Below are 13879 nucleotides of genomic sequence, written 5' to 3' on the forward strand. Positions count from 1 at the left end.
CGTTATCGGCAGCTCTGATATACGCCTACCTGCCGCAGCGTCGGGTTTAAACGCGACTGCACGATGATCACGCGCAGCCGACGGGCGGTCTGCGAACTTTCCAGACGGCAGATACATTTGTGGCCGACGACGGTTCCGCGGTGGATATTCGACCCGTTCCCGTTTTCGTCCAGCACTTCGATCTCGAAAGCTTCGATGCGTTGGCCGCGCAGGATCTGCTCCGTCAATACGATACGGTCGAACGTCTGCTCCTGCTTCCACTCGATATCCAATATCGCCTGTTCCGCGCCTTCTTCCGCTTCCCACCACGTCTGCGGATCGCCGTCGGTCGTCTGCCGGCCTTCGTGTTCCGGTCGGAACGTCGAAGCGGTGACCGAAGCGCCGGCAGCCAGATCGTTTCCGTACGTTTCGCGGATTCGCCGGCCTAGTTCCCGCAATTCGCTTACGTCCCGTTCATGAAGCAATCCTCGCCGATCCGGCGGCAGATTGAGCAGGAAGCAGCTGTTGCCGCCGACCGCGCGTTCGTACAGATCCATTAACGCGTCCGCGCTTTTGACCTGTTCGTCTTCGCTTGCGTGATAGAACCAGCCCGGCCGGATCGACGTATTGACCTCCGCCGGATACCAGACGAGTTCGTTCGCCTGTTCGATCACCGCGCGGCTGCCCAGATCGTCTTCGTCCGAGTTGATGCGGGAAGCGAATGTTCCGTCGTCTTCCGTTTGCGATTCGGCCTGAATCTTCTCGTTATCGCGCAAAGAACCCGGTACGACGCTCCATTCCGCCGTGCGCGTATGTCCGGCTTCGTTTCCGCACCAACGCACGTCGGGTCCGCATACGGAGATGACCGCTCCCGGCTGATGGCGGCGGATGGTCTCGTAATAGCGGTCCCAATCGTACACCTGCTTTTTCCCGTTCGGCCCTTCTCCGCAGGCTCCGTCGAACCATACGCTGAAGATCTCGCCGTAGCCGGTCAACAGTTCTTGCAATTGATTGACGAAAAAGTCGTTATACGCGTCGGAGTCGCCGTAGCTGCGTTCGTGCCGATCCCACGGAGACAGATAGATGCCGAATTTCAGGCCGTATTCGCGGCAAGCTTCCGCCGTCTCGCGCACCAGATCGCCGCGGCCGCCGCGCCACGGACTGCTCTGCACCGAATGATCGGTATAAGCGCTCGGCCATAAGCAGAATCCGTCATGATGTTTGCAGGTCAGAATCACCCCTTTCATCCCCGCATCTCTCGCAACTTCGGCCCATTGTCGCGCGTCGAGCGCCGAAGGCGCGAATTCCGCAGGAGATTCGCTGCCGTCTCCCCATTCGCGATCACGGAACGTATTGACCGTAAAATGGATAAATCCGTAGAACTCCAATTCCTGCCAAGCCGCTTGTCTGTCCGAAGGGACGATCTGCGCCGCTTCCCGTATCGAAATTGCCATGTTCACCCTCCCCGATGATCGTGATGCAGCGCCGCCGGATCTCGGAAAACGCGTCCGGCCGCCGTTATACCGTTACTCCGTATAGCCGAAAGCCAGCACCGTAAACGTCTTGTCCTCGTCGCCCGCCGCCATGCGGATCTCGATCTCATGCTCCGCCGTTTCGGTGTCGCTGAATAAAAGGACGGTGTTGCAGTGCGTCCAGTTGTTCCGATGCGGATCGGCGGTCAGGCGCAGCTCTCCGTCCACGTACACTTCGGCTTTGCCGAACTCGGGACTGCCCGAATCTTTGAAGATCAGCAGCAGATTGCGGCAACGGATCTTCAAGCGGAACGGACGATTGTCCTCGCCCTCGGCGGCCGTCTCGCGCATCCAGTTGTGCGGAAGCTGCGGCGTGCCCAGCGGCTCGGCGTCCAGCTCGATCAGATGCAGATCGCAGTCGGTTCCCGTAAAGTCTCCCGGATCGATCTCCGCTCCGGCCCAGCCGTCTTTGCGATCGAGCAGGCGCACGTTCTCGAACTCGGCTCCGTAAACGGGATCGGGCAATGTCTCAGCTTCGGCGCCCGGCGATCCGGAAGCCGAAACGCCGACGCTCGCCGCTTCTTTTTCGCGATCCGCTTCGCCGTTTGCGGCCCTCTCCACGGCTTCGCGACGGAACAGTTCGCCCAAGCAGTCGGCCATGATCCGGTGCCCGTCGTTCGTCGGATGATAGATATCGTAGAAAAACTGTCGTTTGGAGATGATCCCGCCTTCGCCTCTCGCCTGTCCGAACTGCGGCACGACCGCGTCTTTGATGCTGACGGCCGGCAGACCGTAATGCTCCGCGATCGGCAGCAGCCGGTCCTGCAGATTCCAATCGTTCATGAACACGCTGAACAGCAGAATCACGGCAGGACGGTTGGGCGCGTTCAGAATCTTGCGGCACAAGCTCTCGTAACACACGCCTTCCGTCTCGTCGTCCGCATCGTTGACCGCGTATTCGACGACCACGATATCCGGCAGCACGTCGCCGCCTCGCAAAATATCGCGTTCGTAGCGGATCATGCCCAGCTCCGACGGCGTACCGCCGACGCCCGCTTTGACGAAGCGGAAACGGCCGTCCGATTCTTGCTCCGTTTCTTTGCCCGTCTTCTCGAAGCGTTCGACGAAATCGCGATACGAGCGATGCGCGTAGCATTCGGTATGAATCGGCTTCGCTCCGGCTCCCTGCGTGATCGAACCACCGATATAAGCCAGCGTAACCGGTTCTCCGCTTTGCGCCCGCTCGATCGCGGCTCGGAGTCTGCCCGTGCGGTCGGCGCGAAGCTGCGAACGTTCGATCATCGCCGCGTAAGCTTCCGAATCGAAATCGACCGGCGGGTCCATCTGCGGCTCGGGTACAGCGTAACCGTCGTTTAAGTACAGCGCGACCGTCACTTTCGCCAACTCGCCGGGACGGTCGAATTCGAACGCCATCTTGCCCGGCACGTCGTCGTCTTCGTTCCAATCGATACCGTCCAGTTCCAGCAGCGTCTCCGCGCCGTCCGCCGGACATTCGATACGCAGCGTGGTGCCGGTCTCGTAGCGGCTACTTTTGCCCCAATGCTGAAGCAGAAACGTCACGGAACGCAGCTTTTCTTGCGGCGAATCCGAAACATGCGATTCGTCCGTCGGCGGTTCGCTTTCTTTTTGCCCGGTGCTGCCCGTTTCCACCGTCACTCCGATGCTATGTACCAACTCGCGGAAGCCTTCGCAGGTGCCGAGCCGCTTCAGGATCGACTCGTCTTCGACGCCGCTCGTCCAGCGTACGTTTTCGGCCAGCCGGCCGTTATCCAGATAGACTTCCTGCGAAGGCCGACCTTCCGGACGCGCCGTCGCTTCGGCCTGCGCTTCGAACAGCACGTAGCAGAAACTGCGGCGCTGCTCGGGATCGCGGGGAGCGCGCGGAGCGGCGCGTTCTTCCCCTCTCGCTTCGTTCCGATCGGCCGTCACAGACTTCGTTTCGCTTTCCATGTTCATCGTCTCCGTTCTTACTGATATTCGCTTGGCATCTCTTTCACTATAAGCGCCGGAGCTTGCATTGAAAAGGCTTTCTATCCAAAAAGCGGGTACGCGAAAAGGAACGGAGCAGCGCCGAGTTCCGGGCCGTTTCCGTTCCTTGCTGAAGGATTATGGAGTTAAAACGTCGGCAGCGCGGGTTCCGAAGACGGAATGCCTACCGGTTTCTGCCAGCTTCCTTGCGGAGTCGCTTCCGATACTTTTCCGCCTTGAACGACCACTTGTCCGCGAACGATCGTGCCGACGACCGAAGCCGGAAACGTATGCCCCATGTACAGCGTCTGCTTATGTTTGGCGTAATAGTTGTCTTCCGTCACGGTAAACGTTTCGTTCAGATCGACGATCGCCAGATCCGCGTCCATTCCGATCTCGATCCGGCCTTTGCGATCGGCCAGTTCGAAGCGCTGCGCCGGATTCGCCGCCGTCCAAGCCGCGACCTGTTCCAGCGGAAGCTCATGAGCAAGCGCCACTTCCAGCGCCGCGAGCAGCGTGAACTGTCCGCCGCTGATGCCGCCCCAAGCTTCGAACAGATTGAAGTCTTTCGGATCTTTCATATCGTACGGGCAGGGCGAATGGTCCGACGATAGCATATCGAACTTGCCTTCCGCCAGCAGCGCGATCAGCTTCTGCTGTTCGTCGGCTTCCCGCAGCGGCGGCGCGCATTTGGCGATATTGCCTCGGGTCCGCAGGTCGTCGTGGTTGAACAGCAGGTAATGCGCGCAGGTCTCGACCGTCACGTTCATGCCGCGCGCTTTGGCCGCTTCGATCTTCGCGACGGCCGCCGCCGAGCTGATGTGCACGAAATGCAGCGCGCAGCCGGTGATTTCCGAATAATACAAAGCGCGCTCGACGGCTTCGACTTCGGCGATGATCGGACGCGTTTCCAGATAATCGTCGGCGGTAAACTGTCCGGCCGCTTCTTTTTCCGCTTTGAGCCAGTTGGTGATCGCCGCGCTTTCCGAATGCAGAGCCAGAATCTTGCCGAGCGCCGCGATCTTCTTCATGCCGGTCAGCAGCGTCATGTCGTCCACCGCTTCGAATTCTTTGTTGCCCGTCGTGGACAAGAACGCTTTGAATCCGATCACGCCGCCTTCCGCCAGCGGGGCCAGATCGTCTTCGTTGCCCGGCACCAATCCGCCCCAGAGGCCGAAATCGACGACGGATTTTTCGTTGCCCAGACGCGCTTTGTCCAGCAGCGCTTCTTCCGTGACCGTCGACGGAATCCCGTTCAGCGGCATATCGAAAAAGGTGGTACAGCCTCCCGCCGCCATCATGGCCGAACCGGTCGTGAAGCCTTCCCAATGTTCGCGCCCCGGTTCGCTGAAGTGGACGTGCACGTCGATCATGCCCGGCAGGACATGACGTCCCTCCGCGTTCCATTCCTGTTTCGCTTCTCCCGCAAGTTCCGCGCCGATCGCGGCGATCTTGCCGTCCGCGATGCCGATATCCGTTTGCGCGACGCCGGTCGGCAGCACGACGCTGCCGCCGCGAATGATCAGATCGAATTTTTTCATAGACCTCTCTCCTTTGACTGTTGAATAGCGAAAACCGCCGAATCGCGAAGAGCGCGGCAGCTGCTGCCGACGCCCTTCTCCCTCTTATTCGAAAATGGTGCCTTTTTTGAACGACGAGCCTTTGAACGCGAACTTGCTGAGCAGCAAGTAAGAGATGCCCGCGGCGGTAAATCCGATGATCCAACCGATATCCACCAGCAGGAACGCCGCGCCGGCTCCGATCAGCATCGCGAGAATGGCGCTCGGGTTGTAGCCTTTGAACGCGCCGTCTTCGCGGTAAAGTTCGGCGGTGTCCACTTTTTGTTTGCGCAAAATGTAGTATTCGACCAGCAGGATCGCCACGATCGGTCCGAGGAACGCCGAGTAGATCAGGATGAACATGTTCAGTCCTTTGGCGGACGAATCTTGAACCAGCACCCACGGGAAGGAGCAGAGCGCGAGCAGGCCGGTCACGACGACGGAAGCTTTGTATTTCAATTTGGTCACGAGCGAGATCACGTAAGCGGGCGGCACGATGTTGGCGACCATGTTGACCGCGATGGCTCCGATGACGATGAACGCCGACACGCCGACCGTGATATACGGATTATCGACGATAACCGCGAACGCTTTGACCGGGTTGGAGATGCCCGTCGCCGCGGCCATCATCGCGCCGATCGTCAGCACGAAACCGTAAGCGATCACGATCGGGACGAAATAGAGCGCGCTGCGTTTCTTGTCGCTGATGCCGGTCTTGAGTTCCCGCGAGTAGTCGGCGGCACTCAGGAAGATGGCGGCATAGTTCCCCAAGAAGACCATGATGAAAGCGAAGAACGGCAGGCCCCACGTGCCTTTGGCGTTGACCCAGACGTCCGTGATCGCCGAGCTGTGCGAGTTCAGCAGCAGGCCGAACACGTAGACCAGCGCCAGCATGATGACGACGGAAGCGAGCGTCTCCACCCACTTGATCGCATGAAAGCCGTAAAGCGACAAGACGATCTGAACCCCTTGCAGAATGACGAAACAGATCGGGATGCTGTCGAAGCCGCCTCCGCTGAGCACTTTGACGATCTCGTTCAGCGCCGTTGCGCCGACCCAGCTCTGGAATCCGTACCAGACGATGGCGGGCACGCCGCGCAGGAACGAAGAGATCACCGAACCTTTGATGCCGAACGACATGCGAAGCTGCACCACGTAAGGAATGCCCGTCCGATAACCGAAACGGTCGTTCAAGGCGAAGATCACGGAGATGATGCCGATCGCGATGATCGCGGCCACGAAAGTCTGAAGCACGTTCAGCGTGGCGACCCCCGCGGCGATCAAGCTTGCTCCCAGCGTCATGTTGCCGAGATTCACGCCGTCCCCGATCCACATAAACATGTAAGGTACCGAACCAACCGTCCTGTCGCTCTCCCGTTTCGGTTTCAGGGAGTCGTCCACACGGATTTCTTCTTGCAGCGGCGCTTCCTCCAACACTCGACCGGCCAAATTCGTAGACATACAGCTCCACTCCCTTTTTTTGTTTTTCGCGTACGCGGGGTCGCCCTCTGCTGACTTGCCTTACCGTTCCGGCTGACCGCTTGTCTCATCTGATGAACGTTTATGTTCGGCTGAAACGCCCTAGAAACGTGCGCGTTTCAGCCGAACATAAACCAATTATTTAAGCGAGACAAGCGGCTGACCTCTCGCGTACGCCTACAGGCGATTGAAAATCCGGTAAGATAACATCACTTGTTTATGTAACGTATTCTTACTCTTGTTTTCTGTTTCTTATTTTATCACCTTACGGTCACAATTCATTGGCAAAAACGTAGATTATCGGACCTTTAGCTGTTGAAATTAAACAAAAAAATATCACACAGAGTGTGATATCGGAGTGGAACCGTTTTATTTCCGAACATTATAGAGAGCATAGGGTGAAAAATGGACGCCGGGACGAAATATCAGCTGTGCGCACTTACCGGATTCGCGAGCGGCGGCAGACCGGCGATGCTGCACGCCGCACGGTCGCCGGGGTTGATCGCGACGGAACCCGGCGTTCCCGTCAGAATCACGTCGCCGGGATTCAGCGTCATGATCCGCGAGAGGAACGAGATCAGATAAGCGGGCGAAAAGATCATCCGGTTCACTTGATTGCGATGAACGACCTCGCCGTTCCATACCGTTTCGACCGATATTTCGGACAGATCCGCATATTCGTCCGGCGTCGCCAGCACGGAGCCGAGACTGACGAACGTATCGAAACTTTTGGCTCTTTGCATAAAACGGGGATTGCGGGCATGGATGTCTTTGGCGGTCATATCGAGCGACGTCGCGAAGCCGGCGGCGAAGCTTAGCGCGTCTTCTTCGTCTACTCGGCGGCAGACGCGGCCGATCACGATCGCCAGCTCCGCTTCCGCGGAGATCGCTCCGGCTCCTTCCGGCAGGACAATGTCTTCTTCCGGACCGATCAACGCCGAATCCGGCTTCAAGAAGATCACCGGTTCGTTTTCGGGCGGACGTCCGGAGAGTTCGATCGCTTTCTCCAGATAATTCATCCCGATGCCGATGATCTTGCCCGGACGTCGGGTAAGCGCGGTAAAACGCACGCGTGCGGCATCGACGAACAGATCCGGCAGCGAACGTTCCAGCTCCTCGCCGGCTGCTTCGTACGCGCTTCGCAAAGCGTCCAGGCGACCGGCTTGCAGCAGGCCGAGCAGATCCGTTTCCCAATCGGAGCCGGTCCGCTCATTGAGCAGAGACAGCGGAACGACGCCTTTAGACGTCAGCAGCGCCGCTTGTTCGCGGCCTTCGTATCGAATCGTCGCCAGCTTCATGCCTGCACCTCTTTCTGATCGGCAAAATGTTCCGAGGCCCAGCGCAGCAGCTTCAGATCGCTGCCCGGTCCTCCGATAAACGATAACCCGATCGGCAGGCCGTCTTCGCGCCCGATCGGAACCGTCACCTGAGGCAGACCCGACAGACCCGCGATGCAGGACAGCTGCATCACTTTGGCGCGGTAAGCCTCGGCTTCCTCGCCGCCAAGACCGAGCAGCGGCGCCGGCCCCGGAGCGGTCGGCAGCGCGAGCAAGCCGTCTTCGCCGAGCCGTTCGACCAGAACGCGGCGTACCCGCGCGCGCAAAGCTTCTTCCGCTTCGCTTCCCTGCGCTTCCAGCGTGCGCGCCCAAGCGAACCGCTCCGCGATTCCCGGTCCGAAGGCCGGATTCGCGCGGTCGATCCACTCGCCGTGCTCGCGCGCGATCTCCGTGCCTTGGAGCACGCGGAACGCCGCCGACCAATCGGCCAGAGTCTCGCCGCTTTCCGTCAGGCGCAGCTCGGCCCGCTCCTCCGGCGCTTGCTCCGCCGTCGACCCGCGCAGAGCGGCCAGAAGCGCGCTACGGTCGCCCGCTTCGAGCAGTTCCCAAGCTTCTCGCGCCATGAACAGGCGCTTGAAGCCTGAAGCTTGCGCCGACGGCTGCGGCTCAAGCAGCGCTTCGCCGACGCGAAGCAGAACCTCCGGGTCCCGGCTCATCCAGCCGACCGTATCGAAACTGCGGGCCAGCGGAATGACGCCTTCCGCCGATACCGCCCCGTGCGTCGGGCGGAATCCGTACAGCCCGCAGTAAGACGAAGGAATCCGCACCGAACCTCCGGTATCGGTACCTACGGCAAAATCGACCAGTCCCGCGGCGGCGGCGACCGCCGAACCGCTGGACGAACCGCCCGGAATCCGTTCCGGCGCGGCCGGATTGACCGGCGTGCCGTAATGGGCGTTCTGACCGTTGAGGCTGTACATCAGTTCGTCGGTATGCGTCGTGCCTTGCAGCGTCGCTCCGTTTTCGAGCAGGCGCACCAGCGCGGGAGCAGTCGATTCGGCGGCGGCATGCGTCTTCAGCCAATCGGGGTTCCCCGCGCCGCTGGTCACGCCTTGCAGATCGAAGACGTCTTTTACGGCAAACTTCAATCCGTTCAGTACGCCTTCGCCGATAGCCGGCAGACGGATCCCGGGATCGACGTAAGCCCCCAGACGATCTTCGGCAGAACGATTTTGGGCAGACTTGTTCGGAAAATCCATTTCGTTTTCCGGCAGAAGCCGGCCGTTCGAATGAATCGACGACGTTTCCGGATGATTCGAATTAGCGTTCATAAGACGTTCCTCCTCTAGTCGCGTGCAGGGAAGCAGAAACCGGATCTTCTCTGTCCGTTTTCGTATGCGGTTCTTGCGTAACTTGCGTCTGCTGGGTTTTCTGCGCTTGTTCGCCCGTTTCCGTTTGTTCGCGCATTTCTTTTTCCTGCTCCGTTTGCGGACGCGGCGCGCCGAAACGCAGCCGGTCCAGCAGCAGCGCCAGCAGAATGCCGACCAGCAGTCCGTTGCCCAGCAGCGGACGGAGCAGCGGCGGCAGCGAAGCGAAATAAGTCGACGGCATCCCCATGACGATAATGCCGACGAACAGCGGCGCGGCCGTGCGGTACAGATTGGCCGCGTCCATCCGGATCTGTCCGAAATACTGCAGCGAAGAACCGAGCAGGCGCAGATACGTCACCAAGAGTACCGCGCTGCCGATACTCAGCGGAAGAGCGGTCAACGCGCCGCTTACCGCCGGAATCAGACCGATCGCGGCGAACAGCAAGCCTCCGATCACGAACGGCAGCCTTTCGCTAATCTTGGTCTGCTGCAAAAAGCCGACGGACGAGACGTACGGCGCATACGGCACCAGCCCCAGCACGCCAGACAAGATCGCCAAGATTCCGCTGATCGTGAACGAACGCCGATACTGCCCTTTGTCCGCTTCCTGTCCGTAAATGCCGTCGGTTCCTTTGAGCGCGCCGAACGTATTCGACGCGTTCACGAGCCCCGCGATTACGGCGATCGCGATCACGCCTACGTTCAAGCTGTCTCCGGTCGGTTCGCCCAGCGGGAACCAAGCGGCGGACAGCAGTCCGTTGCTTCCCGACGCGCCGCCTTGCGAACCGAAGATCAGCACATGCAGCACCCAACCGCCCAGAATTCCGATCAGCAGCGCGTACTGCCCGATCTTGGGATTCGCCACGACCGAGAACACCGCGACAAATGCCGCGACAGCGGCCGCAAGCAGGAAAATCCCCGGCTGAATGACCGCTTCCCCGGCCGGCGTTCCCGACGAGATCCCCAACATGCCCTGCAAGAAAATCATGTTCAACCGGCAGCCGAGCAGAAACATGAAAACGGCCATCACGCCCGGCGTAAACCATTTCGACAGCGGCCCCGCCAGCCCGCATGCGCCGATCAAGACGGTGAGGATCCCCGAGATCACGATGCCGACCGCAAGGCTTCCGCCCAATCCGATCAGCGAGATCCCGAGCGACGGCGCAGCCGCGCATAAGCTGAGGATCACTCCCCACCACAGTCCCGACTGTCCTTCCATGACCGCCCTTTTATGGCCCAGCCCCGCTTGTACGACGCAGGCCAGCCCGGTAAGCACGAACGAACATTGGATCAGAAATTGAATCCGATCCTGCGGCAGCCCGAACGCGGCCCCCACCGTGATCGGAATGACGACCGTATTCGTAAACAAAAAAAAGAGCCATTGCAGCCCCGCCAATCCCGAACGCAGCGAGATGATGTTTTTCATGATTCACCTTCCGTATCCGGTTTTCTTTTCGCGCCTTTGTCGACTCTTGAAATCTTTCTTCATACACTCACTGCACTCGCAAACATGGACCAAGCGTCAAGATTTCGAGCGTAAAAAACGGAGATACGCGAAAATGTTGACTAAAAGTCAGCATTTTCAGCATACAAAGCGTATTTAAGCGCAAATGTTGACTTAAAGTCAGTATTTTCAGCGATTATCGTCTGATTATGCCCTATATCGCTTGAATTTTTGACATAACGTCAACATTCTTGCTCGCATTGCTTGAAAAGAGCAAAATTGCTGACCAAAAGTCAACATTTCCCGTATGCGCCCGAATCGAATCGGCCCTTAAGCAAAAGGATTCCGGAACTTCCCGGAATCCTTGCTCTTCTATCTTTCCTACCACCAAGCAGGGATGACCTGGGGCGGAGGAGGAGATTCAGCGGAGAAGCTCAAGACTTTCGCAGAAAGTCACTTCGGAAGCATACGCTCAAGACTTTCGAAGAAAGTCTCTTCGGAAGCATATGCTAAAGACTTTCGCAGAAAGTCACTTCGGAAGCATATGCTAAAGACTTTCGCAGAAAGTCACTTCGGAAGCATATGCTAAAGACTTTCGCAGAAAGTCACTTCGGAAGCAGATGCTATGCGAATCTCTCCCGCAGCCCCCACGCTCCTCCCCTCCGCCCGTCACACCGTCACTACCCCAACGCCCTCATACACATCCAACGCCTCCTGCACGCCTTTGCCGATCGCGATCGGCGCTTTGTGCCGGATCAGCACCGCCTCCAGCGCGGCCAGCACGAACAGCACGTTTTCTTTGCGGCAGCTGTAGCCCATCGTGCCGATCCGCCAGATCTGACCGTGCAGCGGGCCGAACGAGCTGGCGATCTCGATGCCGAATTGATCCAGCAGCATGCCGCGCACCGATTCGCCGTCCACGCCGGCCGGAATCTTGATGCAGGTCACGACCGGCAGTTTCCAATCGAAGTCGTTGAACAGTTCCAATCCCATGCCGCGAATGCCCGCCATCAACGCCTGCTCGTGCAGCTTATGGCGCGCGAAACGTTCTTCCAGACCTTCTTCGAGCAGAATCCGCAGTCCTTCGCGCAGCGCGTACAGCATGGACGTCGCTTCCGTATGATGGTTCAGGCGGCGCGGACCCCAGTAGTCCTGAAGCTGGCTGAGATCGAAGTAGTTGCTGCGGATCGGATGCGCCACGTCGCGGCGGTCGCTTTCTTGCGCGACGCCCCGCTCCACCTTTTTTCGGCTGGCCAGAATACGTTCCACCCGCTCGTTGTAGGTGATCGGCGCCATGCCGGACGGCACGGAGATGCATTTCTGCGTGCCTCCGATCACGGCATCGAGCTGCCATTCGTCGACTCGGACCGAGACGCCGCCGATCGAAGCGACCGCGTCGACTACCGTCAGTACGCCGAGTTCGCGGCACGCCGGACCGATCCGGTCGAGCGGCTGCATGCAGCCCGTCGACGTCTCGCCGTGCACGATCGCCAGAATCTTCGGCTGCACCCTTTTCACTTCGTCGATAACGGCCTGCTGGTCGAAGACTTCGCCCCATTTGCATTCCATCAGATGAATCTCCGCGCCTTGACGTTCGGCGATCTCCGTGAGCAGATGGCCGAAACGGCCGAAGATCGGGACCAGTACTTTGTCGCCCGGCTCGATCAAGCTGCACAGCACGGCTTCCAAACCGGAACGCGAAGTGCCGTCGATCGGAAACGCCCATTGATTCTTCGTCTGGAACGTCTGCCGAATCATGTCCATCGTCTCGTTCATCATCTGCGTAAACGCCGGGTCGAACTGGCCGAGAATCGGCGTCGCCATCGCGCGCAGCACTCTCGGGTCCGCTTCGACGGGTCCCGGTGTCATAATCGTTCGCAAAGGTGCTTGAATTTCCCGATACTTCGTCATCTATAGAACGCCTCCTCGATTGGTCTGTCCGAATTCCGCATTTTCGATCGTGTTTAAGGTCAATACGCCAATTGATACAGCAGGTCGATCAGCAGCTTGACGCCGCGTTCCAGATCTTCGGTCTCCGTGAACTCCGCCGGAGAATGGCTGATGCCGCCTCGGCTCGGCACGAACAGAAGCGCCGTCGGGCAGAACGTGCCGAAGACCTGCGAATCATGTCCCGCTCCGCTGGTCATGGTCTTGTAAGAGACGCTTTCACGCTCGAGCACTTCGCGCGCCGTCCGTTGAAGCAGCGGGTCCATCGCGACCGGCGCTTCGTCCATCCATTTGCGGGAAGAAACTCGCGTTCCGTGTTCCGCCGCGATCGTCTCGAATTCGCGGAACGATTCTTCGCAGAACTGGCGGATCGTCTCCGCGCTGCTATGGCGAACATCGAGACTGAACGTCACTTCGCGCGCGATCACGTTGCCCACGTTCGGCTTGACCTCCATGCGGCCGACCGTCGCGACCAGACCCGCAGGGTCCGCTTTGGCCCGAAGCGTAAGCGCGCGGATCATCTCGGCGGCCGTGAACATGGCGTCATGACGCCAGCGCATCGGGGTCGTTCCCGCATGGTTGCTCTCGCCGCGCACCGTAATATCGTAGCGGCGCTGTCCGACGATATGACTGACGACTCCGATCGATTTGTTTTCGCGTTCCAGCACCTCTCCCTGCTCGATATGCAGTTCGATAAAGCATTCCAGATCGAGGCGCCGAGGCTGCGGATGCCGACCGTAACCGAAGCCCGCTTCGCGCATCGCCGTCTCGAAGGTTACGCCGGCCGCGTCCGCAGCGTCGGCGACGGCTTCGCGACTCTTCGTGCCCGTGATATTTCCCGAACCCCAATAAGTCAGCGGAAAACGGCTTCCTTCTTCTTCGCATAACGACACGACTTCGATCGGTTTGAGCGGAGGACCGTAACGCGTCAGCAAATGTTCCGCGGCGACCAAAGCGGCGACGATTCCGTAAGCCCCGTCGTATTTGCCGCCGCCGATTACGGTATCGACATGAGAACCCGTCAATACGACTTTGGCTTCCGGATCGCGTCCGGCCATCCGGCCGAACAGGTTCCCTGCATCGTCGTAGCGCGCGACCAATCCGATCTCCTGCATTCGGCTCTCGATCGCCCGTTGGGCGGATCGCCAAGCCGGATCGTACAGCAATCGGGTCACGCCGCCTCCTTCTTCGCCTCCGTGCGAAGCCAACCATTCGATCATGCGCTGCACCTGCTCGGATAAGGCGGATGGCTTCGGTTGTTCGATCATCATTACAATCTCCCCCGTTCCGGCAGCTTCATCTTTTTCAACCGGTGTTAGTTTATTTGACTTGGCAAAGGCTATGGATTAATTGTAGAATAAAT

The 13879-nt window shown here is 59.2% G+C and carries 9 protein-coding genes; all 9 read right to left on the reverse strand.

Going from position 1 to position 13879, the window contains the following annotated elements; translation table 11 throughout:
• Positions 1-2: 2 nt before the first annotated feature.
• Positions 3-1433: an alpha-L-fucosidase gene (locus tag CDO73_RS06575; RefSeq protein WP_088487724.1), complete on the reverse strand. Its 1431-nt coding sequence runs from the start codon at positions 1431-1433 to the stop codon at positions 3-5.
• Positions 1434-1505: 72 nt separating this feature from the next.
• Positions 1506-3422: an SGNH/GDSL hydrolase family protein gene (locus tag CDO73_RS06580; protein WP_088487725.1), complete on the reverse strand. Its 1917-nt coding sequence runs from the start codon at positions 3420-3422 to the stop codon at positions 1506-1508.
• 164 nt (positions 3423-3586) lie between these two features.
• Positions 3587-4981, reverse strand: coding sequence for an allantoinase (locus CDO73_RS06585; RefSeq protein WP_088487726.1), 1395 nt, complete (start codon positions 4979-4981; stop codon positions 3587-3589).
• An 84-nt stretch (positions 4982-5065) separates the two neighbouring features.
• Positions 5066-6460 carry an NCS1 family transporter gene (locus tag CDO73_RS06590; RefSeq protein ID WP_088487727.1) on the reverse strand — a complete coding sequence of 465 codons (1395 nt, stop codon included), beginning with the start codon at positions 6458-6460 and terminating at the stop codon, positions 5066-5068.
• Positions 6461-6903: 443 nt separating this feature from the next.
• Entirely contained in the window at positions 6904-7776 is an 873-nt protein-coding gene (locus tag CDO73_RS06595; protein ID WP_088487728.1) for a fumarylacetoacetate hydrolase family protein, read from the reverse strand.
• Positions 7773-9014: an amidase gene (locus tag CDO73_RS06600; protein ID WP_088487891.1), complete on the reverse strand. Its 1242-nt coding sequence runs from the start codon at positions 9012-9014 to the stop codon at positions 7773-7775. The genes CDO73_RS06595 and CDO73_RS06600 overlap by 4 nt, the downstream gene beginning before the upstream one ends.
• A gap of 61 nt (positions 9015-9075) precedes the next feature.
• On the reverse strand, positions 9076-10551 hold the full coding sequence (locus tag CDO73_RS06605; protein ID WP_088487729.1) for a uracil/xanthine transporter: 1476 nt from the start codon (positions 10549-10551) through the stop codon (positions 9076-9078).
• Positions 10552-11238: 687 nt separating this feature from the next.
• Positions 11239-12480 carry a pyridoxal-phosphate-dependent aminotransferase family protein gene (locus tag CDO73_RS06610; RefSeq protein ID WP_088487730.1) on the reverse strand — a complete coding sequence of 414 codons (1242 nt, stop codon included), beginning with the start codon at positions 12478-12480 and terminating at the stop codon, positions 11239-11241.
• A gap of 59 nt (positions 12481-12539) precedes the next feature.
• Complete coding sequence (gene allC / locus CDO73_RS06615; RefSeq protein WP_088487892.1) at positions 12540-13784, reverse strand: allantoate deiminase; 1245 nt, start codon at positions 13782-13784, stop codon at positions 12540-12542.
• Positions 13785-13879 lie beyond the last annotated feature (95 nt).

The organism is Saccharibacillus sp. O23 (genome assembly GCF_002205895.1).
In the GTDB taxonomy this organism is placed as follows: domain Bacteria; phylum Bacillota; class Bacilli; order Paenibacillales; family Paenibacillaceae; genus Saccharibacillus.

Excerpts from the sequence above, each read along its gene's own strand:
- CDO73_RS06595 (WP_088487728.1), bottom strand. The coding sequence starts at position 7,776 with ATGAAGCTGGCGACGATTCGATACGAAGGCCGCGAACAAGCGGCGCTG.
- CDO73_RS06585 (WP_088487726.1), bottom strand. The coding sequence starts at position 4,981 with ATGAAAAAATTCGATCTGATCATTCGCGGCGGCAGCGTCGTGCTGCCG.
- CDO73_RS06575 (WP_088487724.1), bottom strand. The coding sequence starts at position 1,433 with ATGGCAATTTCGATACGGGAAGCGGCGCAGATCGTCCCTTCGGACAGA.
- CDO73_RS06580 (WP_088487725.1), bottom strand. The coding sequence starts at position 3,422 with ATGGAAAGCGAAACGAAGTCTGTGACGGCCGATCGGAACGAAGCGAGA.
- CDO73_RS06590 (WP_088487727.1), bottom strand. The coding sequence starts at position 6,460 with ATGTCTACGAATTTGGCCGGTCGAGTGTTGGAGGAAGCGCCGCTGCAA.
- CDO73_RS06610 (WP_088487730.1), bottom strand. The coding sequence starts at position 12,480 with ATGACGAAGTATCGGGAAATTCAAGCACCTTTGCGAACGATTATGACA.
- CDO73_RS06605 (WP_088487729.1), bottom strand. The coding sequence starts at position 10,551 with ATGAAAAACATCATCTCGCTGCGTTCGGGATTGGCGGGGCTGCAATGG.
- allC (WP_088487892.1), bottom strand. The coding sequence starts at position 13,784 with ATGATCGAACAACCGAAGCCATCCGCCTTATCCGAGCAGGTGCAGCGC.
- CDO73_RS06600 (WP_088487891.1), bottom strand. The coding sequence starts at position 9,014 with ATGGATTTTCCGAACAAGTCTGCCCAAAATCGTTCTGCCGAAGATCGT.